The sequence below is a fragment of the Colwellia psychrerythraea genome, from assembly GCF_000764225.1.
Lineage (GTDB): Bacteria > Pseudomonadota > Gammaproteobacteria > Enterobacterales > Alteromonadaceae > Colwellia > Colwellia psychrerythraea_D.
Window position 1 is genome coordinate 477,868 of record NZ_JQED01000055.1, and the last position, 22,978, is coordinate 500,845.

Below are 22,978 nucleotides of genomic sequence, written 5' to 3' on the forward strand. Positions count from 1 at the left end.
CATTTTAATGCTAATGAGTATGTATATGAAATTGCAGCAACTACGCTATATTGTTGAAGTATTAAATAATAACTTAAATGTATCTGCTACAGCAGATAGTTTGTTTACTTCACAACCAGGCATTTCAAAACAAGTAAGAATGCTCGAAGATGAGTTAGGTATTCAAATTTTTGGTCGCAGTGGTAAGCACTTAACGCATGTCACTGAAGCAGGTCAAGATGTGATTGATATTGCTACCCAAATACTTTCAAAAGTTGAAGGTATTAAAGCGGTTGCTCGTGAACATACCCAACCAGATGAAGGTAAATTACGAATTGCAACTACGCATACTCAAGCTCGTTATGCCTTGCCCGATGTTATTCAAGGCTTTATCAAGAGATATAGTAAAGTATCATTACATATGTCTCAAGGAACACCTGCGCAAATTAGTGATGCGGCCGCCAAAGGAGATGCCGACTTTGCTATTGCGACAGAGTCATTACATTTGTATAACGATCTAGTCATGCTTCCTTGTTATCATTGGAATCGAAGCATAATTGTTCGTCCTGACCATCCTTTAGCTAAAAAGCAAAATATCACCATAGTTGATATTGCTAAATATTCATTAGTTACTTATGTTTTTGGTTTTACTGGCCGTTCTGAACTGGACGCTGCTTTTGATGCTGCGGGAGCAAAGCCTAAGATTGCCTTTACTGCTACAGATGCCGATGTGATAAAAACTTATGTACGTTTAGGCGTAGGTGTTGGTGTCATTGCTTCAATGGCGATTGATGATCGTATTGATAGCGATCTTGTTGTGATTGATGCTAGCCATTTATTTAAGGCAAGTACGACTAAAATTGGTTTTAGGCGTGGTAGTTTTTTACGCGCTTATATGTATGATTTTATTGAGCGATTTGCGCCACATTTAACAAAAGATATTGTCACTCGTGCAATGTTATTAAAAAACAACCATGAGGTTGATGAGTTTTTAGCGGATATTAAATTGCCAACCCGTTAAGCATTTCTGATATTACGAGTAATAATCGTTTATTGCTCGTAATACTAAAACACTATCATTTCTTACTAGCCATGCATTCGAATAAACTTTGCGAGTAATGTATCTTCGTTTTCTACATGGGCAGGATCAGGCTTTACACAATCAATAGGGCATACACTGACACACGTTGGTTGCTCATAATGCCCTATACATTCAGTGCATTTATCGACATCAATTTCATAAATTTCGTCCCCAAGGGTGATTGCACCATTAGGGCACTCAGGATCGCACATATCGCAATTGATGCATGAGTCTAATATTTTTAGCGCCATATCATTGTTGACCTATTGTCATTCGCGATCGTTTACACGGTTACGTTTTTTGGTTTTGTGCAAATGGGTGACGGGTAGTACCACCTTCATCCAAATAACGCATAATAATGCCAAAATCTAGCTCTAATCCCGTATCAACGGCAATGGCTACTTTGTGGCCAGATCCTTTAGCATCATCAATACTTTCTCCTGTTTTACTATTGATCATTTCGGTTAATGTGAACGTTTGATTACCGTTAGGTGTCATCAATTCAAGTTGGTCACCAACGAGAAACTTGTTTTTAACGTCAATTTCTATTAAGCCAGTTTCTTCATTTCGCCCTAGCACTTCCCCAACAAATTGTTGAGTATCGCTTTTTGAATAACCGTATTCATAGTTTTGGGTATCACTATGGCGATGTCGCTGTAAAAAACCTTCAGTATAACCACGATGCGCTAGATGCTCCAAATCGGTATTAAGGCTTGGGTTAAATGCTTTATCTGCAATGGCATCATTAATCGCCTTACCATATACCTGTGCTGTTCTTGCACAGTAATAAAATGATTTTGTTCTACCTTCAATTTTTAGCGAGTGCACGCCCATTTTAACCAAGCGCTCTACATGCTCAACAGCGCGCAGATCTTTCGAGTTCATGATGTAGGTACCATGCTCATCTTCAAAAGCAGGCATATACTCACCTGGACGACCTTGCTCTTGCAGTAAAATGACATCATCGATCGGTTTTTGCTCCGGCAAAATGATATCTTTCTCAGGCATATACACTTCAACTGGTTCAGGTTTTACCGCAATTATATCACCTGTTTCTGTTTCTTTGGCTTCATGGGTATCATACTTCCAACGACAGGAGTTAGTGCAAGTTCCTTGGTTCGGATCTCGTTTGTTGATATAGCCAGAGAGTAGACAACGGCCAGAATAGGCCATGCAAAGCGCGCCATGAACAAATACTTCTAATTCCATTTCTGGACAATGAAAACGAATATCTTCAATTTCATCAAGGGAAAGCTCTCTCGATAATATTACTCGTTCAACGCCTTGTTGTTGCCAAAACTTAACGGTTGCCCAATTGACAGCATTCGCTTGTACTGACAAGTGTATTGCCATGTCAGGAAAGTTCTCTCTGACCAACATAATAAGGCCAGGATCCGACATAATTAATGCGTCTGGCTTCATTGCAACAATAGGTGCAATATCTTTAAGGAAGGTTTTTAGTTTTCCGTTATGTGGAGCGATATTGTTAACTAGATAGAATTTTTTGCCTAGTTGGTGCGCTTCATTGATACCAATTTGTATGTTCTCTAAACTAAATTCATTGTTTCTGACCCGCAAAGAATAACGAGGTTGACCAGCATAAACAGCATCTGCGCCGTAGGCAAAAGCATATCGCATATTTTTTAAACTACCGGCAGGAGAGAGAAGTTCAGGTTTTATCATGGGGTACTCAGGTTTATGATGGAAAGAAAACGCAAGAAAAAATCAGCGGCGAATTATACTCAATATCACAGCCCTCTACTATTTTAAATTAAAGCAAGCATGATCTAGATCAATACTTAGCTTTTTTTCATTAGAAAAAGCTAAGTATTTATTTTGGTTAAAAGAACACTTGCTGTTGCTATTAGCTTGAAAAACATTAATAAAAAGTAATTGCATCACAGAAAAGTATGCTACTTTTAATAATCATTATAAAAAAGTAAGGTGGATTTATGGCAACTGAAAATGCCCTGTATACGATTTTGATTGAAAAAATTAAACAAGACACCCTAGTACTTCCAACTTTACCGGAAGTGGCATTAAAAGTTAGAAGCGCTGCTGATGATCCTGATATTAACCTGAATCAAATGAGTGATATAATTTCTCAAGATCCTGCTTTATCTTTAGGTATGCTCAAAGTTGCTAATAGTGCTCTTTTGGGCCGAAGCATTAAAGCAGAGACTGTACCACAAGCAGTAACACGCATTGGTTTAACTCAAATCAAAAGTATTGCTACTGCAATGGCTATTGAACAAGTATTCGTTTCAAACAATGATATTGTAACTATGTATATGAACAAAGCATGGGTTAAAACAATTGATATAGCATCCGTTGCAATCAGTTTGATGAATTTATACTTAAAAGAAAACAAGCATACCCCCTTATCTCTCGATACTATTACTTTAGCAGCACTAATACATAATATTGGTGTACTTCCTATTTTAACTGAAGCAGAAAATCATCCTGATGTTTTTGCCAATCCGACATTTTTACAGCAAGCCATTATTAAGTTGTCAGGGCGGGTAGGTGGAGCAATAACTCGTAATTGGGGCTTTTCTGAAGAATTTACTTTATTAGCTGAGAGTTGGAGTGATTTAACTATTCTTCCAACTGAAGCACATTATTTAGACTTTATTAGAGCGGGCGCTATCTATCATAATGTTTTTAAAAATGAGTCAACTAAAGAAGCATTGTTAAAGAATTATACTAAAAAAGGTATTTTACCAGACGTTGATTTTATGGATGGTGATGAATTTAAAGAAATGTGTGAAGGTGTCAAGGCTATGTTTATCTAAGTACAACTAAACTTGTGTAGAAGATTTTAGTAAAATGGCAACACTTAGTTGCCATTTTCATTTAATCCTAGAGTATGCGATTAATCTTTTTCTAAATGGTCAGTTGTTTTCATTGAGAATTCAGCTAGTAGCTCGATAATAAAGCGATTCAATTCTCCTGCCATAAGGGCAAAATCGGCGTCAAGTTTAGCCACTATATCATCGCTATCAATGTCATCATTTTGTTCATGTATAACATCAAAAAACTTAACTCGTTTGATTGCTAAATCATCACATAAAATGAATGACAATGTCTCATCCCATTCTAGTGCTACTTTTACGACATATTTATCTGCATCTAAATGAGCTTTAATCTCTTCACCGATGAGATCTTGATTTTTTACACGAACAACCGCGCCGTCATCACCTAAAGCATTAAATTCCGCTTCCATGCCCAAAGTAAACTTCCCGCCTAAGCTCTTCTCATTTAGCCAGTCGGTCATCGTTTCATCGGCACAAACGTCAGGTTCCAAACTGCTAACAGGTAAAGTACCAAGTACTTTACGTAATAAGGCTAATAAATCTTCCGCTTTACCACGTGAACTAGAATTGATAACAATAATATTATTTACTGGGCTGATATAAGCATGAGTATCTGTTATACGAGAAAACGCACGAGGCAGTAATTCAAAAGTTATGTCTTCTTTAAATTGTTCTTTTTCTTTCTTTGTAGCACCGCGCCCTTGTTCTTGTTCGAGCAAGTTAACTTTTTCTTCTACCATATCCTTAATAACAGACGCAGGAAGTATTTTTTCTTCTTTGCGTGCACAAATCAGAAAGTTACCGTTTGCACTGTGAACACTGGTATCACCATGTTTTCCTAATGCATTAACCCAACCAAAATGAGATATTTCTGTCGAGCCTAGTGGAGTAAAAAGGTGTTCTGATAAATGTTTTTCTAAGTCTTGCTCAGACCATTCAAATGGACGTGTAAAAGCAAAAAAGTAAAGGTTTTTAAACCACATATGTAAATCCTAGGTTGATATATTCCCGTTTCAGTTCAGCAGGCAGGAATCGATGGTAATTTACAAGGCTTTAGACAAGGATTCATTGCTAAGAACGGTTATCTCTTCTTATAAATGAATAATGCTAAATAAAGCCTTTTAAACCCCACCCAAGGGGAACACAGAGCAATATCACTTCGTTGTTGCACCAATTTGTATGGAAATGACATCATTGGTGCTTATAGCTGTAAAGTTGTACTGTGTTCCTAAGCTTGCATACTGAAGTAAAACGGGTAAAGAATATTTTGGCGATTATCATACCTGAAATCTAATGTGATAACAGCAGCTTTTAGCTGTACCTCATATCAGGTAAAGTTATGCGATAACTTAATCCTCCATCGGATCCTGAGTAAGCATCAATAGCGCCATTGAGTGTATCAACCACTAAGTTTTTTATTATGTGTGTGCCTAAACCTGTACCACCTTTGTCTGCTCGAGTGGTATAAAAAGGGTCAAATAATTTATCAAATTGCTCTTCATTAATCCCTGCACCATTATCTCGGTAGAGTATCATTAACCTTTGTTTTTCTATGGTAACATCAACATTTATTATGCCTTTGTTAACATCTTGAAAGCCATGAATTATAGAGTTAATAATTAAATTAATAATGATCTGGGCAATAGCACCTGGATGCGTATAAATTTCAATATGTGGATCGCAATTTATTTTGACACTATGATTGGTTTTTTTTAATTTCGGGTGAATTGATTGGATTATCTCATCAAGATATTTTGAGATATTTATTAACCTGACTTTGTCATTGGCTTGATCAACGGCTACTTGTTTGAAGCTAGTAATTAACTCTGCAGCTCTTTGCAAATTATTTGATAATAACTTAACACTATGTTGTGCATTACTTATAAAGCAATCAATAGTTCGTTTTGATAACTTTTGTGCTGTGATATCTTGTTGAAGTTTAGTAATAATATCGGCTAGATAGCTAGTTGAAGTGATACTAATACCTATGGGCGTGTTAATTTCATGGGAAACTTCTGCGCTTAATTCTCCTAAAGATGCCATCTTTTCTGCTTCTAACAATCTATCTTGAGCTTTACTTAATTCTAATATCGAATTTTTTAACTCTTTGTTAGTTGTCATTAAAGTGCTTTCTGTTTTGCGACGGCGATTATTTTCTTCTTTTAACTCATTTTGCTGCTCTAGCATTTCTTTTTGCTGAACTTCCATTCGCAATAAAGTGCTACTTAATGTTGAGGTTTTCTTAGCAACCTCTTGTTCAAGCAGCAAGTTTTGCTCGTCTAATTTATCGTTAGCTAAATTCGTTTCTCGTTGGGATAATGACAGTTTATCTTTAAATTCAACCAACTCATCTATTAAATTATTATAGGCATCTTCAAGGATATTGAGTTCGTTTTTCTCGTCGTTCATGATATGAAACTTTGAGGCTTCGGGATCATGTAAATCAAGCTGTTTCATTTGGTCTGTAAGCTCTTGTAGGGGATCTGTTAGTAACTTGGTAAAAGCTAATGAAAATAAGAAGACTAAAAAAGTGGTTTTTACAATGGCATTGCCAATTAGAAAATAAATTCCTACTTCAATACGACTAAAAATAACATCATTACTTGATAATAAGGTAACTGTACCGACCGTGGTAGTCCGTCCTGAAAATTCAAATATTAATGGAAAAGAGTGACCGAAAAGCCCTTCTGTTAAGGAGCTAATACTTTGATGCTCATTAAAGGAATCCTTCGTGGCTTGTGAAGGCGTTGTTAATATTTCACCAAGCTGTGTGATAATATTATTAGCTTCATCCGTTACGGTTATCCCTTTAATCATAGGAATAGCAATTAAACCTTCTGAAATGTCGACGGCTTGTTGAGTATTAAGTTCCCACACTGCACGAGTTAAACTACCACTAATTGTTTTTTGCAATGTAAGTAGCTCGCTGTTTATGTGACTTTTGGTATTAAAATACTCTGCAATTATCTGAATACCAGTAACACTGATGGTTAAAATAAAATAAACAGAGAGAACTCTTGTTAGTAGCGTACGCGATATGCTCGTTATTTTCATATCAGTTATCTTATTGGGAGCTTAGTGAGTTTTTGTTAATCATAATAAAGAATATAAAAGCATGTAAAATCATTAGAGTCGTTAATTTTTTAAAAGCTGTTAAAGCTCTATACTTGAACCGTAGCTTGTAAACATGAAATATAGCGAGTTTCATGGATGTGGGAAATGTAGCTCAGGTTTAAAAAATACTGTTCTTGTTAATCTATTTACTCATCGTTTATTTATCTTCAATATTTGTTCTACAAAAGTGGCTTTAGTTTGAAAAATTATAACTTTACAAAGACTAACAGCTTTTAATCAATTGAAACATTTTTTAAAATAAAAAGATACTATGACAGAAATAGGTACTTTTTATGAATATAAGCTTACGTCTGTAACAAAACTGTAATGTATGTATTGTAGAATTCTTCGCTATTAGTCCTACTACTCAACAATTTTAAATTTAATTATCTAGGAATATTTATGAAACTGGTTAAAAGCTGTATTGCAATGACTCTTTGTTCTTTATTATCAGTGCCGACATTTGCGGCTGATAAAACATCTGAGAAGACACAAGAGCAACAAGATGTTATCGATTTTTACGGTAAATTAAATATTTCACTTCAAGCGTCAGAAGAAAAAGGAGAGTCTTTTAACGAACTAAAAAGTAATGCTTCTAGAGTGGGCGTAAAGGGCAAGTATGAATTAGACCATGACCTAACGGCTATTTATAAACTTGAATGGCAAGTTAATGTTAATGATGATAGCAAGGATACCTTGACTGCTCGTAATCAATGGGTTGGGATTAGAGGTGGATTTGGTGAGCTTACTGTAGGTCGTTCAGATACAACGTTAAAAGTGTCACAAGGAAAGTTTGACTTATTTAATGATTATGAAGCTGATTTAAAACACTTGTTCATCGGTGAAAACCGCGTAGCAGATTCTATTACTTATAAATCACCCGTTTATAAAAATCTTCAACTATTAACAAGTTATATTATCTCAGATGATATTGAAGCCGATGACCCGTATTCTATTGGTGTATTTTTTGGTGATTTAAATTTGAAAAAAACTGATTTTTTCTTATCCGTCGCTCATGATGAAAATATGCCTGTTAAATTTAAACCGGTGGATTCTGGTGAAAGTTCAAGAACTGAAGCATTAGCCAATACCCGAGTAACAGGTATGTATAAGTTTGGTGATTTACGTTTAGGGGCAATGTTTGTCGATACTGAAGTTGTAAACACTGGTAAGTCTGAAACAGGATTTGCAGCCAATGCTTCTTATAAGATTGGTAAGGTATTAGCAAAGGTTCAATATCAAGAGTTTTCAGGTGCTGATTCGATAAGTGTTGGTGCAGACTATAAGCTAGGAAAGAACACTAAGGTTTATGCTTGGTTTACAGATAGAGAAGGTAATCAAATAACCTCTAATGATGATGGTATTGATTACATTCTAGCCACCAAAGGGCAATATTTTGCTATTGGCATGGAACAAAAATTTTAAGATAACTTTTTAAATTTTATTATGGCCGTTAATTTCCTTGAGATTAGCGGCTTTTTTGTAGGTGTATACTTGCTAAAGCGTTATGCTTGTTTGATAATTTTGTTTTTGTCATAAAACTGTCACTTAACTTCTGCACAATAGCTTATCAAGTGTGAATTTTTGTTAATGTTTGTTTTATTAACAGTGGATTGCATCAGTTAGTTTTATTATTAGGATGTTTACATGAGTAGAAAGATTTTAGTCGTTGAGGATGAGACTCCTATCAGGGAGATGATTAGTTTTGTATTAGATCAAAATGGTTTTAATGCGATTGAAGCTTGTGATATAGAACAAGCTCTTGCTAAAGTTCATGAGCCTTACCCTGATTTAATCCTACTTGACTGGATGCTTCCTGGTGGCACGGGTGTTTCATTAGCAAAGAAATTAAAACAAAGTGAATACACTCGAAACATCCCGATCATTATGCTCACAGCCCGAAGTGACGAAGATGATAAAGTAAAAGGTTTTGAAGCTGGCGTAGATGATTACGTGACTAAACCTTTTTCACCGAAAGAACTTATTGCGCGTATCAAAGCGGTAATACGTCGTGTTTCTCCTACATCACTTGAAGAAGAAGTGGAGTTTCATGGCCTTAAACTTGATCCCGTTGCTCATCGTGTAGCGATCAACGGTAATAGCTTAGACTTGGGCCCAACCGAGTTTCGCTTATTGCATTTTTTTATGACACATACAGAAAGGGTTTATTCACGTGAACAGTTGCTTGATAATGTTTGGGGCACAAATATTTACGTTGAAGATAGAACGGTTGATGTTCATATTAGGCGCTTACGTAAAGCCATCTCTGGTGAAGGACATGAAGACTTTGTTCAGACCGTTCGCGGCGCGGGTTATCGTTTCTCGAGTAAACTAAAAAAAGTTAGCTAATATTAACGGTTCTCCATTGGAAAGTAATTAGGCAAGCATGCATTCTCGTTTATCTTTTATAAATATTATTTATCGCTTACTAGGCTTGTTACTGGCTAGTGCTTTTGTAGGTTGGTTATTTGGTCATGTTCTATTCGTAATGCTAGCGACCAGTATCTTTTTATTGGTTTGGCATTATCATCATTTATTTAAATTGATTAATTGGCTATGGCAATCTAAGGCGTTATCTCCCCCACAAGCCAAAGGCGTATGGGGATATCTATATGACGGCTTATACAGGCAAGTGAAGCAGCAACGTAACAAACAAAAACAATTAAATGAAAAAATTAGACGCTTTCGTGATGGCGCAGAGGCGCTTCCTGATGCAGCATTAATGTTATCTGAAGAGCTTTCTATTGAATGGGGAAATAAAAAAGCACAACGACTGTTAGGCGTTCGTTGGCCAGAAGATTTTGGTCAACGTATAGATAATTTACTAAGAGCACCTGAATTCTCTGATTATTTATCACATGAGAATTTTGAATTTCCTTGTTTATTAGTGTCTCCCATCCACTCAGATATTCAACTTGAAATACGTCTGATGGCGTATGGAAGTGAGCATGTATTACTCTTGGCAAGAGATATATCTAATCTTCAACGTTTAGAAGACATGCGCCGTGATTTTGTTGCAAATGTTTCTCACGAGTTGAAAACACCATTAACCGTTGTTCGTGGGTATGTTGAAATGATTCAAGCCTCAGAAGCTTCCTTTGATCCTCATTGGCAAAAAGCATTTCAAACAATTGAAGGTCAAGTGTCTAGAATGGATCGTTTAGTAGAACAACTACTCAATCTAGCCAAAGTAGAAAATAACAGTGATGATGAAAAACTCCTTGTCAATATGGCACAGTTAATTCAAACACTAGTCGATGAGGTCACTTGGCTTAACCAAGAAAAACAGCATCAAATTAATTTAGATATTGCTACTGATGTATGTGTTTTAGGTTTTGAAACAGAACTCAAAAGTGCCTGTGCAAATCTTTTATCTAATGCTATTGCTTACACTCCGCCTAATGGCAATATCGAAGTTAGTTGGCGATTAATGGGTAATAAAGCTATTTTCTCAGTCAAAGATAACGGTGACGGCATTAAACCTGAGCATGTTAATCGTTTAACTGAGCGCTTTTATCGTATAGATAGATCTCGATCTAGAGATACAGGGGGCTCGGGTCTGGGCTTGGCCATTGTTAAACATGTTTTGCATCATCATCAGGCTGAATTAGTCATTAATAGCCATTGGGGGCAGGGCAGTGAGTTCTCAATTTACTTTGACCAAAGTACCTTGTCAGATACTTCTCAATAATTAAAAAACAGGTAAGGTTTTATTCTCCTTCCTCGTCATAATACTGTCATAAAATGGACATATAATTGTCATATTAACTTCGTATAGTGTGACCAATCAAACAGTTCAAGCTCTTATTGGAGAGACCATGAGTTTAAAAAAAGTTATAAGTATTATTAGTTTATCAAGTATGGTTAGTTTATCCGCCTTTGCTCTAGATGATAATTTACCCGAATATAAAAAGGTTAGCGGTATTTCTGGCAACGTATCTTCAGTTGGTTCTGATACCTTAGCGAATATGATGACTTTTTGGGCAGAAGACTTTAAACGTACTTATCCCAATGTAAATGTACAAATTCAGGCAGCTGGTTCTTCAACAGCGCCACCGGCTTTAACTGAATCAACTTCAAACCTTGGTCCAATGAGCCGTAAAATGAAAATGCGTGAAATAGAAGCTTTCCAAAAACGTTATGGTTATAAACCGACTCGAGTACGAGTTGCTATCGATGCCTTGGCTGTTTTTGTTCATAAAGATAATCCGCTGGAAGGGTTAACAATTGCACAAGTCGATGCTGTCTTCTCTAATAACCGTAAGTGTGGTGCTGCCAAAGATGTTGATCGCTGGGGCGACCTTGGTTTATCGGGGGCATGGACAGGTAAAGATGTTCAGCTATATGGTCGGAATTCAGTTTCTGGTACTTATGGTTACTTTAAAAAGAAAGCACTCTGTAAGGGTGACTTTAAAAACAGTGTAAATGAGCAACCAGGCTCAGCATCAGTAGTGCAGTCGGTATCTGCTTCACTAAACGGAATAGGTTATTCTGGTATAGGTTACCGAACTTCTGGCGTGCGAGCGTTACCCCTAGCTAAAAAAGGCCAAGCCTTTATTGAAGCTAATATGGATAATGCAATTTCAGGTAAATACCCATTGTCACGTTATTTATATGTGTATGTTAACAAACACCCTAATAAACCTCTGCCACCAATGGAAGCCGAGTTTTTAAAAATGATTTTGTCTAAAACAGGCCAAGCAATTGTTGAAAAAGATGGTTATATACCTCTGCCAAATAAAGTAGTCGCTAAAGAGTTTAAAAAGTTAGGTTTATAAAAGTTACCTTCCATTAGTTTCTGTTAAAAGGGCAAGCCTAAATTTTGGTTAGCCCTTTTCTATTTATTATCCTCGAATTGCTAATATTATAAACAATATTCAGTTGTGCCCTTAGAGCAACATCCGTTAAAATATATATAATTAATCAGTTTCATTGATATAGCCAAGCCACTTGAAATGCTCGATTTCAGCAAGACGAGAAGCGTGCCAAATACTAGGCTTAAAATGTGTGTTGTGGTCATTTCCCATCACCATTTTATAGCGACGAAGTTGGTCGCTTATCGCCTTGCCTTAAGAGCTCGGCTAGAAAACGACTACGGCGTTATGATTCATCATTAGGGAATAACCCTTAATGATAATTCATGCTTTTTATTCGTCTGCTACTCGAGCCCTGAAACATGCATTTTCAAGTCGTTTGGGTATATAATGTAATTTAGCTTTTGTTGTCGCTTATTTTGAAGGGAAAGTATGGAAATTATTTTAGCTAATCCTCGTGGTTTTTGTGCGGGTGTTGATAGAGCCATTAGTATTGTCGAGCGCGCTTTAGACTTATTTGGTGCGCCTATCTATGTTCGTCATGAAGTTGTTCATAATAAGTTTGTCGTTGATGGCCTGAAAGAGCGTGGTGCTATCTTTGTTGATGAGCTTAATGAGGTACCAGATGATAATACTGTTATCTTTAGTGCACATGGTGTTTCAAAAGCGGTAAGACAAGAAGCTAAAGCTAGGGCATTAAAAGTGTTTGATGCTACTTGTCCATTGGTAACAAAAGTTCATATGGAAGTGTCTCGTGTTAGCCGAAAAGATATCGAATGTATCTTGATAGGTCATGCGGGTCACCCCGAAGTTGAAGGAACTATGGGGCAATATAGTAGTGATTCAGCAGGCATATATTTAGTGGAATCGCCTGATGATGTTGCAAACTTGGTTGTTAAAAATCCTAAGAAACTATATTTTTGTAGCCAAACAACGTTATCGGTAGATGATACAATGGACGTTATTTCTGCTCTTCAAGCTAAATTTCCATTGATTGAGGGACCACGTAAAGATGATATTTGTTATGCTACTCAAAACCGACAAGATGCGGTTCGTGAAATAGCAGATAAAGTGGATCTCATGTTGGTTGTAGGTGCAAAAAATAGCTCTAACTCTAACCGACTAAAAGAGCTGGCAAGTAAAATTGGCGTCACTTCTTATTTAATTGATACAGCTGAAAACATTGATACTGATTGGTTAACTGATGTTAATAAAGTAGGTGTCACCGCCGGCGCTTCAGCACCTGCAGTGCTAATAAAACAAGTGGTTGAAGCGCTAAAAAGTTATGGTGGTCATCAAGTTATTGAGCACCCAGGTAAAGAAGAAAGCATTGTATTTGCAGTCCCCGCTGAATTACGCTAGTCTTAATTCAATTATGAAAAGTTAATATAAATTGTTATATTAACACTTTATTATGTTAACGCCGTACATCAAATATTTTTAGTACGGTGTTAATGTACTGGTGTAGATTTTTGTCTTGTTAGGCTCTATATTAATATTAATATTAATATTTATTTTTAATATTGTTGAAGGCATTTAGACTTCAATCTTGAGTAGTCGCTGTAAGCATAAAAAATGATAAGTGTTAATAAACTACTCTGAATGGTTGTACTGATTTTTGCATTCAGTATAACGGTATTATAACCACGGAAGTGGCAGGGTAGTTGTGTTATGCATTTTCATTTTATAATAAAACAAAAGCTCTTTAGTTTTTTCATTAAAAACTTTTATAAACCTCTATCCTCTTTTTGTTTTTCTTCCTCTTTAAATCTTCCTCACAACTTGCCCATTCATCGAGCACTCTGTTCTTTAGTTAGCTATAACGTTAATTTATATCCTTTAAGAGGTAAATATGCATAAACCTTCAACATTCTTCAGTTACAAAAGAAATCAAAAGGGCATGACTTTCCTTGAAGTATTGATAGCTTTGGTCATTATGGTAACGGGTATTTTAGGTGCTGTTGCTATGCAAGTTACCGCAAAGCAGGGGAGTTTTGATGCTATGCAGCGTTCTTTAGCTTCAAGCCTAGCACAAGATATTATTGCAAGAATTCGAGCAAATAATCCAAATAACTTAGCCGCTTATGTAGCAGATGATTACGGTGTTACGTTGAATGAGCTCCCAGCATTAAGGTGCGCTCAGCCAAATGCCCTGTGCACACCTGCTCAAATGGTTACAAATGATATATATGAATGGGAGCTTGCCTTAGTTGGCGGTGATGTAACTTCTGGAGGACAGAATAGCGGTGGACTAATTGGCGGGCAAGGTTGTATTTTTCAAAATGGCAACGCATTAACTGTAGTTGTTAGCTGGCAAGGAAGAAATAAAATAAAAGATAGCAAGAAAAGTGATGCTTGTGGTGCCGCAGATAAAAAAAGACGTCAAGTTGTTGTTCAAGCATTTATTATATAGGAATTATGGTAGTGAACTAACTATGAATAATCTAGTAATTAGGCGTACAGGTCAAACAGTAAAAGGATTTACCCTAGTTGAGCTGATGGTTTCATTGTCTATTGGTTTAGTGCTTTTTGCTGGTGTTATGAGCGTCTTTGTTGGCATGCGGAGCACAACTGCAGATACATCAAGCTATGGTGAGTTGCAAGAAAATGGGCGGTTCGCTGTGAGCGTATTAACGGATGACTTGCTAAGACAAAATTTCTGGGGAGACCTCTCTGAAACATTTAGTTTGAGTAGCTTGAGTGGCAACCCTGTTCCTCCTGCTGCTCCTGGAAATGATTGTGTAGGTGAGGGAGTGAATAACGCAACATTTCCGCAAGCTGTAGGTCCGTTTAGAACATTATGGGGGCAGACTATCGTTGCTGGTTCACTCAATCCATTGAATTGTTTCACTATGCCAGCTAACACCACAACTATGGTAGGCTCTGATGTTATTCAATTTAAAAGAGTCATTTCTACCCCGGTAGGAGTTGCTACTGCTGGTAATTATTACTTAGTCGCCAATTTATCTACCGGTGGCGTTTTTACTGGCGATGCTGCTAATGATGCTTATGTTTATGGCGCTGCGGTTGATGCTAGCGCTAATGCCTCTGCAGCTTCTGAAGCGTCTGATGCGGCAGATGCAGCTGCTGCGGCTGCACCAGATGATGATGATGCCGCTGCTGCTGCTGCGCAAGCCGCTGCTGATGAAACTGCTGCAGCTAATGCTGTTGTTACTGCTAATGCGGCGGTAGATGCTGCATTGGCAGCAGGTGTACCTGTAATAGCTAATCCTAGGATGTGGGAATATCAGCATCATGTTTACTATGTTAGAGAAGAGTTAGTTGGAGATAATTCAGTGCCTGTATTAATGCAAGGACAGTTGGCTAATTTTAATATGAATTTTGCCCCTATCATAGATGGCATTGAGCGCATTCGCTTTATGTATGGTATAGATACTGATACCGATCCAAGTCAACCTGGTTATGGCATTGTTAATGCCTTTGTTTCTGCTACTAATATGACTCCAGCTTTATGGAATAATACTGGCGGGACAAGGATATTGGCTGTAAAAGTATTTGTTTTAGCGCGCGGAATTAACCCAGATATTAAGTACACGAATACTAACAGCTACCAATTAGGCGATGACTTACCGTTTATCCCTAATGACAATTACCGCCGTTTACTCTTTAGTTCAACCGTTACTTTGTACAATACCAGTGTGGAAGCGTGGTAATGGGTAAAGCAAGCAACATAATAAGTGAGGCCAGCATGACCACATCACCTAGAATAACTAAGCAAAGAGGCGTTGTTCTCGTTGTTTCTCTTGTCTTTTTAGTTGCTTTAACTGCTGTAGCCGCAGCATTAATGCAAAATAGTACCACAGATATGAAAATGTCTGGTGCGAGTGAAGAGAAAGTGGTGGCTTTACAGGAAGTAGTTAGTGCTGTCGATGAGGTAATCTTTAACCAAGTAGGGCCTGGACAAACGAATAGGTTCTCTAGGCCTGTGTCGGGCAATGTGAATTTTCCTATTACTGACCAAGCTCTTTTATTACCTGATACGGCGACGAAATCAAGTGCAAGAGTTGATGTAGCAAATAACCAATATAATAAGGATATTGCTTGCCCGCACTTAAAGGTAGCATCCTCTACAGAGGTATTTAGTTGCAATATATTAAGAGTGAGAGTTAACAGAAATTATGGTCGAACAAATAATAGTAATATTTCAGCTGATTCAGGCATAGCGCAGCAGTTACTAAAATAAGGAATGTGCATTCAATAAAATTGTTTACTTAACACTAATGTCAGCAAGCTTATGAATCACATATGTTGGAGGATTTAAATGAACTTATCACAAAAAGTAAATAGACAGTTTAAAGCGTGCATGAATATAACTGCTGGCTTTTTCTCGACTTTTCTATTGCTCGCTTCTAGTGCTAGCTATAGTGATGATACCGAACTATATGTTAGCGGAACAATTGAGCAGGCAGCAAGTCGACCTAAAATCCTTATAATATTTGATACCTCTGGCAGCATGACTAGGGAAGATGCGACATTTGTAGAGCCTTATGATAATACTAGGGAATACGCTGCTGGACCAAGTTCAACAGCAGCGTCTGAAAACTATATTTACTATATTAAGGATCCAGGTACTAACCCTGAATTACCTATACCCGATATTGACAGTGAAAACAGGCGATTCGCTGATTCAATAAATGGCTGTCAAACTGCTCGAGGAATACTTGATACACAAGGGGTCTATTCGGGGAAAGTGAGGCGATATCACAACGGTGATTTAAAATGGAAAAACCTACCTACGGATAATGGCTCTGCGATAAATGTCCTTGATTGTCATGAAGATGTTACTCAGCTTAACGCTAATAATGGCGAACACAAAGATGGCACAGTGCTCCCTGATGGTTACCCCATTAACTATCAAAGTTCAAGTGGTTCGCCCGTGTATTACACAACTTCAGCAACTGATGCTGATAGTGGCGGTTGGGGCAAGTTAGTTACATTATATAGTGCTAATTACCTGCGTTGGTACCACTACCATAGAGTACCTGCCGCAAGATCAAGAATAGAAGTCGCCAAAGAAAGTGTTACTAATTTAATTAATTCTGCGCCAGGAGTTGATTTTGGTTTGCAGATTTTTAATCGCAATGGCAATGGTGGCCGTGTTATACATGGTATTCAGCAGACTACTGGCAGTGCTAAAACTGACTTGTTGAACTTTGTTGCTGACAATGACCATGTTAACAATTTAGTGGCAAAGGGAAGCACCCCGTTAACAGAATCGCTATACGAATCTTATCAATACCTTAGTGGTAAAGCCGTTTGGTATGGAGATGACTCTGTCAATGATGACACTGATAAGAATCCTGATAGAGATGAAACCATTGAAAGTGGCAGCAACTATAAAAAGCCTTTTGATGCATGTGATGAAACAATTTATGTTGTGATGATTTCTGATGGCGAACCGACTAATGATCATCAAGCCGATGGATATATGAGCAGTATACCGGCAACAGGGCAAGAGACAATTACTGCTGCAGATAGTTTTTCTTGGACTGTGGGCTCTAATTCACACTATAGTTATTTACCCGCCCTTGCGGGTTGGATGCATCGTAACGATATACATCCGACGAGTGCTGGTATCCAAAATGCCGAGGTTTACACCATAGGTTTTGGTGCAGATATACAAACTGCAGCTCCAGTTCTTGCTGAAACAGCAACCCGTGGTGGAGGGCAATACTTTCCCGCTACAGATAGTGCCTCGCTAACTGCTGCATTAACCAATGTACTTGCTAATATAGACCCGACTAATAATACATTAACGTCTGCTTCAGTTGCCTCAAACAATTTTGACAGAACAGAAACACTAGATTCTGTTTATTACGCCATGTTTGAGCCAACCAGACTTCCTCGTTGGCAAGGAAACCTAAAAAAATATAAAGTCACCAACGGTGTCCAAAAAGGCGCTAACGGCATAACTGCAGTCCTTCAATCTACTGGGCACTTTGCTGATAATGTGCAGAGTTATTGGTCCAGCAGTGTTGATGGGGATTCTGTGGCCAGAGGTGGTGTTGCTGAAATGTTAACTAAGAGTACCAGTAGGGTCATCTATAGTGATCTAGCGGGGAATAACGGATTGGTTGCGTTAACTTATGCTGCAGCAACTAATAGTTCAAATAGCAGTAAATACTCTACACCGGCGAAGTTAGCTACAATTTTGGGGGTTACAAATGATGAAGCGAGTATCCAAGCGAGTCTCGATTGGATTAATGGTAGAGATGTTGATGATGAAGATGAAGATGAAGTCAGAACAGAAAATCGACAAGATGTTTTTGGTGACCCACTTCATTCTAAACCCGTAGTTATTAACTACGGTAATAATGTTATTCGTATTGCCGTAGGTACCAACCATGGTGTCTTGCATATGTTTGAAGACAATGATGCCACTAATACTATCAAAGAAAACTGGGCATTTATGCCAAGTGAGTTTTTGCCTAATATTCCAATTTTGCGAGATAATTTAGCTACTTCTGATAAAGTTTATGGTATTGATGGAGTGATTACTTCGCATATTATTGACGGTAATGGTAATGGTATTGTTGATGGTGATGATAAAGTTTGGCTTTTCTTTGGCTACCGTCGCGGAGGCAGCTCTTATTACGCTATGGATGTTACCGACCCAGATAACCCCTTTGTTATGTGGACCATTGTTGGGGGGAATGGTGGTACATCGGGCTTTTCTGAGTTGGGACAAACCTGGTCACAGCCTAAAGTCACCTATTCAAAATTAAATCTTTCTGGCAATGTAGCGAAACCTGTATTGGTATTTGGTGGTGGTTATACCCCTTCTAAAGATTCACATTCGATTGGTGGTACTGGTGATGCCGATAGTAAGGGTAAAGCAATATATATGGTTGATGCCGAAGATGGTACACCTCTTTGGAAGTTAGTATCTGGTGGTGATACTGGTTTTGGTGGTACAGATAGCATTCCATCAAGCATTGCTACCCTTGATAGTGATGGTGATGGTTTAACTGACCGACTATATGCAGGTGATACCGGCGGTAATGTCTGGCGTATTGATATGCCTGGCAGTGATAAAGCTAAATTCTCCGTTTTTAAATTAGCCGAATTAGGTGGTGTTGCCAGTAATGCTGTTGATAGACGATTCTTCAGCGAGCCATCAGTAGTCAGAGCTTATATTACTGAAACCATTGATTCAGGTAAAAAAGATTCTGAAGGCGAGTCGATAATAGTTCAGCAAGATGTACCTTATGATGCTGTTTTGCTAGGCAGCGGAGATAGATCGAACCCGATAGGTAAAGACACTGATGATATGTTCTTTATGATCAAAGATAATAATATAAAAACACTGCAATTCACATCTGATAGTGTACCGCCTTTGCCAACAGATCCGATAAAATTAGGAGATTTAGCTGATTTTAGTCTAAACCCTTTTGCAGCGACTCTAACTTCGCAGCAAAAAGAGACATTAGCACTTGCAGTGAGTTTGAAATCAGGCTGGTTTATCAAATTAGGAGAACAAGGTCTTGGGGAAAAAAGTTCATCTGCAGCCATAGTTATTAATAATGTGGTTTATTTTACAACCTATACACCAGCCGCTTCGTCAGCTGCAAGTTCAGGTACTTGTGATATTCCTACGGGTAGCGGTTGGTTGTATGCAGTGGATTTAGCTCTTGGAGTTAATAAGTATAACTGGGCAGATGAATCTGAAAGTAGTGATGATAGAAAAACGTTGATTAGTGATCAATTTTTAGGTTCTCCCACGCTTATAGTAACTAAAACGCTGAACTCAGATACGAATACACTTGAGCCAGAGGGAAATATTATTGTCGGACGTGAAATAGTCCCAGTAGGGTTTACATTGCAAACCTTAAGAACTTACCTTTATGTGACCGAGGATTAGATTAATGAAAAATAATAGTAAAAATATGGGGGGAACTCAATGGAAAAAATCTGCAGGTTTTACCCTATTGGAATTAATGTTTACCGTTGCTATTGTTGGTTTATTATCAATAGTAGCTTATCCTTCTTATAGTGATTTTGTTGTGCGCTCTAATCGAGCGGAGGCTCCTCGAGAGTTAGTTCGGTTAGCTAATTTGCAAGAGCAGCTATTTGTTGATAGTAGGGCTTATACGACTAATATCAGCGATTTAGGCGTTGGTTCTACGGCTATCTATGAAACACCCAGTCATAATTATAAAATTTCAGCAACGGTAGTTGATAATACTTTTACTTTAACTGCTAATGCTCAGGGTAGTCAGAAAACAAAGGATACGGATTGTATTAAAATTGAAATAACCGATACAGGTAAAAAAACCCCCATTGGCTGTTGGGAAGGATAATATGAATAATTTAACTAAATTAATATCTTATATGCTTTTGTTTTCTGTTTTCTCTGTTAAAGCCGCAATACCAGATGAGACGGTCGAGAAAAGAGCTACCAAAATGGATGAAACCGTAGATGCTAAATGCCATGTTGCATTAATTGATGGAAGTGAAACTATTCTTTTTTATCATGTTTATTCTAATAAATTTCCTAAGTTGGCTAATGAAATAGTAGGGAAAAGAGTGTTGACTCAAAAGTCGAATGAAAAGATAAAAATTTATCGGGTTTATGAATGTGTATTAGATAATGATGACTTTACTAAGGCTAATTCTAAGACACTAGATATGAAAATAGAGCGTTAGAAAGTCTTTTTTAATAAAAAGCAATATACGCTAAGTTATATCGCTTTTTAACTTTTGAAAATGAAGCCTGAACTTAAGGTTTAAAGTTTAATTAGCTACATACAATATTATTATTGTTTCTGTCTTGTTCTTTTCCATCGCCATTTATATCTGAGCTTAAATAGGTGCGGCCTGCGAGGGACAAGTCGATACCACGAGAAAAATCACTAAAACCTTTAGGGCAATAACTAAAGGTTCCAATGTTGTTATTACTTAATTGGCCGCTAGGGGTATAAGTTACACTGTTAAAAGTAAAATCAAGCTTATCGCCACCTTGAATAGCTTCTCGTTCTTTTACTAATCCATCAATTGATACTATGCCAATTCTTCCCGTCCAATCCGTAGTATCTTGACAGGTATCATCAGCTTGCAGAGGACACAGTGTCGCATTCTGACCTGAATTTATTGCTGTATTACGAGTTGTTAGTAATAAGCGCTGGAGTTCTGAAATTTCATTATCTACACGCATCTGTGCGGTGAAACTACCTAAGCTAGGTAAAGCGATAGCTAAAACTACCGCTGCCACTGCGATCGTCACTAATAATTCAATTAAGGAAAAACCAAACGCCAGGTGATGAGTGGTAATGAATTTTTTAGTTGGGGTGATATTTCGACTATGCATGCTAGAAATTTCAGTATTTATAAGGTCGCTAAGGTTAAACTGAGAATACTGCATCATGTGTGGCCAAATAGTATAATTTATCTAATATTTATAACACTTTCCAAAGCAACTCGCTAGTGCTATATACCGTAACGATTAACCGTATATAGCACGACATTATTTCATTTAAAACTCACTGCTAGGAACACTTGTTGGGCTAATATGTTCTATAGGGTAACAACCAAGGACCTTAATGAAGTTTGTATGTGGGCTGATTTCATTAATTGCTTCCTGTAATGCAAAGCTTTTTAAATTGGCTTCTACATCAATATAAAACATTTCTTCCCAAGGTCGGCCTTGAATAGGGCGAGACTCGAGTTTACACATATTAATGCCTTTATCTTTAAGTACTAACAGACATTCAACTAAAGCACCCGCTTTTTGACCTGTAGACAAAATGATAGCTGTTTTGGCTGGGATTTGTTCCGCAACATCAACCGCTTTACGAGCAACTAATATAAAACGTGAGTGGTTTTCAGTTTGATTCGCGATAGATTGCTCTAGGGCATGAAGTTGGTATAGTTGACCACCTTCTTCGCTACCAATTACTGCAATGGTGTCATCTTGTAATTCTGCCACCTTTGCCATCGCATCAGCAGTGCTATCACAATATTCAATGCGTATGTTGCTCTGTTTATCTAGGAAGTTACTGCATTGTGCGAAGGGTTGACCATGCGCATAAATCGTTTTGATTTTATCTAAGCTAGTATTTACTGAGGTTAATAAGCAATGTTCAATGGGTTGTGTGATTTCACCAACAATAGAAAGGTTAGTATGTTGCAGTAAATCGTAAACTTCATTAATACTTCCAGAACTAGTGTTCTCTATAGGGAGCATTCCATAATCAACTTGGCCAGATTCCACTTGCTGCAATATGTCGTAAAAGCTCTGACAACCTGACTCGATAATCTTCTCTGCACGACGTGAAAAATAACGATGGCTAGCAAGGAAGCTGTAAGAGCCTTTATCACCTAAAAAAGCGACACTAACTGTTGGAACTTGAATATCAGGGTTCGCTAAACTCTGCAAGTAAGCTTGCTGGTTGAGTACAGAATCTTCAATAATTGTTTGGAATACACTGGTGACATAATGCGCATCTAAACCTAATGTTTTTCCATGCTTTATCAAGCGTATTAACAATTCTTGCTCGCGTTGTTGGTCTCGTATGGGACGAATTTGCTGTACTTTGCTTTTTGCCACATTAAGTGTTAATGCGCGACGTTTAGCAAACAAGGCTAATAAATCTTGATCTAAAAGCGTTATTTCTTGGCGTATTTCATTTAAATCTAACTTTTCGCTCACTTGCTTACCTTTTTATTGTGAATTATAAACTTTGAGTAGTTACTCTAGCTAGCTTAACTAAATAGTGTCAACTGTTTCTTTAGACGTTTTTTGTTAATGATGACTCGTTAAGGAATGCATTGATAGACTATGGCAAAACTGCATAGGGTAGCAATCCCCCAAACTATAGATCTTAATAAGCCAATATTGAGTAAATAAAAGATATTATAAAGTACTCTGGAAATGACATGCACAATAGCTAACATGATGATTGTTTGATTAGTGTTGCCTGTTACCAGTGCTAGGATAACAGCAGGAGCAAACAAAATCAGCGATTCAAAAGCATTTTGATGTGCAGCTAGGGCGCGTGCGCCAAAGCCCGTTAGTTTACTTTGTTGCTCCCTAGGGTGATTGTTATTATACCCACCTAGCTTAGCCATAGCATAGGCTACCGGGCCTTTTGCCAGAAGGGGTAACAGTAATGCGGAAAATAAACAAATAATCAAAATAGTCATAGATACCTCAA

The 22,978-nt window shown here is 37.5% G+C and carries 20 protein-coding genes; 13 read left to right on the forward strand and 7 right to left on the reverse strand.

The window, feature by feature from the left end; translation table 11 throughout:
• Positions 1 to 25 precede the first annotated feature (25 nt).
• Positions 26 to 1,000 (forward strand): HTH-type transcriptional regulator CysB, encoded by a 975-nt coding sequence (gene cysB, locus ND2E_RS01735; protein WP_033095680.1) that lies wholly within the window; start codon positions 26 to 28, stop codon positions 998 to 1,000.
• A gap of 65 nt (positions 1,001 to 1,065) precedes the next feature.
• On the opposite strand, the gene ND2E_RS01730 is transcribed toward cysB, so the two are convergent.
• Positions 1,066 to 1,311 (reverse strand): YfhL family 4Fe-4S dicluster ferredoxin, encoded by a 246-nt coding sequence (locus ND2E_RS01730; RefSeq protein ID WP_033095681.1) that lies wholly within the window; start codon positions 1,309 to 1,311, stop codon positions 1,066 to 1,068.
• A gap of 40 nt (positions 1,312 to 1,351) precedes the next feature.
• Positions 1,352 to 2,743, reverse strand: a complete 1,392-nt coding sequence (gene trhP, locus ND2E_RS01725) for a prephenate-dependent tRNA uridine(34) hydroxylase TrhP (RefSeq protein ID WP_033095682.1) — start codon at positions 2,741 to 2,743, stop codon at positions 1,352 to 1,354.
• A 269-nt stretch (positions 2,744 to 3,012) separates the two neighbouring features.
• Between trhP and ND2E_RS01720 the strand changes: the two genes are divergently transcribed.
• Entirely contained in the window at positions 3,013 to 3,855 is an 843-nt protein-coding gene (locus ND2E_RS01720; protein WP_033095683.1) for an HDOD domain-containing protein, read from the forward strand.
• An 80-nt stretch (positions 3,856 to 3,935) separates the two neighbouring features.
• On the opposite strand, the gene rdgC is transcribed toward ND2E_RS01720, so the two are convergent.
• Both rdgC and ND2E_RS01710 read right to left on the reverse strand, forming a co-directional pair.
• Entirely contained in the window at positions 3,936 to 4,859 is a 924-nt protein-coding gene (gene rdgC, locus ND2E_RS01715) for a recombination-associated protein RdgC (RefSeq protein WP_033095684.1), read from the reverse strand.
• Positions 4,860 to 5,187: 328 nt separating this feature from the next.
• Positions 5,188 to 6,930 carry a sensor histidine kinase gene (locus tag ND2E_RS01710; protein WP_033095685.1) on the reverse strand — a complete coding sequence of 581 codons (1,743 nt, stop codon included), beginning with the start codon at positions 6,928 to 6,930 and terminating at the stop codon, positions 5,188 to 5,190.
• A 462-nt stretch (positions 6,931 to 7,392) separates the two neighbouring features.
• Between ND2E_RS01710 and ND2E_RS01705 the strand changes: the two genes are divergently transcribed.
• The 11 genes from ND2E_RS01705 to ND2E_RS01655 all read left to right on the forward strand — a co-directional run bounded on the left by ND2E_RS01705 (position 7,393) and on the right by ND2E_RS01655 (position 20,471).
• Positions 7,393 to 8,415 (forward strand): porin, encoded by a 1,023-nt coding sequence (locus ND2E_RS01705; protein ID WP_052056991.1) that lies wholly within the window; start codon positions 7,393 to 7,395, stop codon positions 8,413 to 8,415.
• A gap of 222 nt (positions 8,416 to 8,637) precedes the next feature.
• Positions 8,638 to 9,339: a phosphate regulon transcriptional regulator PhoB gene (gene phoB, locus ND2E_RS01700; RefSeq protein WP_033095686.1), complete on the forward strand. Its 702-nt coding sequence runs from the start codon at positions 8,638 to 8,640 to the stop codon at positions 9,337 to 9,339.
• Between the two features lie 37 nt (positions 9,340 to 9,376).
• Positions 9,377 to 10,681 (forward strand): phosphate regulon sensor histidine kinase PhoR, encoded by a 1,305-nt coding sequence (gene phoR, locus ND2E_RS01695; protein WP_033095687.1) that lies wholly within the window; start codon positions 9,377 to 9,379, stop codon positions 10,679 to 10,681.
• A gap of 127 nt (positions 10,682 to 10,808) precedes the next feature.
• Positions 10,809 to 11,768, forward strand: a complete 960-nt coding sequence (locus tag ND2E_RS01690) for a PstS family phosphate ABC transporter substrate-binding protein (protein ID WP_033095688.1) — start codon at positions 10,809 to 10,811, stop codon at positions 11,766 to 11,768.
• A 468-nt stretch (positions 11,769 to 12,236) separates the two neighbouring features.
• Entirely contained in the window at positions 12,237 to 13,166 is a 930-nt protein-coding gene (ispH, locus tag ND2E_RS01685; RefSeq protein ID WP_033095689.1) for a 4-hydroxy-3-methylbut-2-enyl diphosphate reductase, read from the forward strand.
• 490 nt (positions 13,167 to 13,656) lie between these two features.
• Entirely contained in the window at positions 13,657 to 14,217 is a 561-nt protein-coding gene (pilV, locus tag ND2E_RS01680; protein WP_033095690.1) for a type IV pilus modification protein PilV, read from the forward strand.
• A 22-nt stretch (positions 14,218 to 14,239) separates the two neighbouring features.
• Positions 14,240 to 15,478 carry a PilW family protein gene (locus ND2E_RS23425; RefSeq protein WP_033095691.1) on the forward strand — a complete coding sequence of 413 codons (1,239 nt, stop codon included), beginning with the start codon at positions 14,240 to 14,242 and terminating at the stop codon, positions 15,476 to 15,478.
• A 35-nt stretch (positions 15,479 to 15,513) separates the two neighbouring features.
• Complete coding sequence (locus ND2E_RS01670; RefSeq protein WP_150113805.1) at positions 15,514 to 16,008, forward strand: PilX N-terminal domain-containing pilus assembly protein; 495 nt, start codon at positions 15,514 to 15,516, stop codon at positions 16,006 to 16,008.
• A gap of 78 nt (positions 16,009 to 16,086) precedes the next feature.
• On the forward strand, positions 16,087 to 19,686 hold the full coding sequence (locus tag ND2E_RS01665; RefSeq protein WP_052056993.1) for a pilus assembly protein: 3,600 nt from the start codon (positions 16,087 to 16,089) through the stop codon (positions 19,684 to 19,686).
• Positions 19,687 to 19,690: 4 nt separating this feature from the next.
• Positions 19,691 to 20,125, forward strand: coding sequence for a type IV pilin protein (locus ND2E_RS01660; RefSeq protein ID WP_223303707.1), 435 nt, complete (start codon positions 19,691 to 19,693; stop codon positions 20,123 to 20,125).
• Between the two features lies 1 nt (position 20,126).
• Positions 20,127 to 20,471 (forward strand): TapY2 family type IVa secretion system protein, encoded by a 345-nt coding sequence (locus ND2E_RS01655; RefSeq protein ID WP_033095692.1) that lies wholly within the window; start codon positions 20,127 to 20,129, stop codon positions 20,469 to 20,471.
• A 91-nt stretch (positions 20,472 to 20,562) separates the two neighbouring features.
• Here ND2E_RS01655 and ND2E_RS01650 read toward each other — a convergent pair whose 3' ends face one another.
• The 3 genes from ND2E_RS01650 to ND2E_RS01640 form a co-directional block, all read right to left on the reverse strand.
• Positions 20,563 to 21,189: a GspH/FimT family pseudopilin gene (locus ND2E_RS01650; protein WP_081962117.1), complete on the reverse strand. Its 627-nt coding sequence runs from the start codon at positions 21,187 to 21,189 to the stop codon at positions 20,563 to 20,565.
• 108 nt (positions 21,190 to 21,297) lie between these two features.
• Positions 21,298 to 22,473, reverse strand: a complete 1,176-nt coding sequence (gene pheA / locus ND2E_RS01645) for a prephenate dehydratase (RefSeq protein ID WP_033095693.1) — start codon at positions 22,471 to 22,473, stop codon at positions 21,298 to 21,300.
• Between the two features lie 107 nt (positions 22,474 to 22,580).
• The gene (locus ND2E_RS01640) at positions 22,581 to 22,967 is read right to left on the reverse strand and encodes an MAPEG family protein (RefSeq protein ID WP_033095694.1); all 387 of its coding nucleotides are present in this window, start codon (positions 22,965 to 22,967) and stop codon (positions 22,581 to 22,583) included.
• Between the last annotated feature and the right edge of the window lie 11 nt (positions 22,968 to 22,978).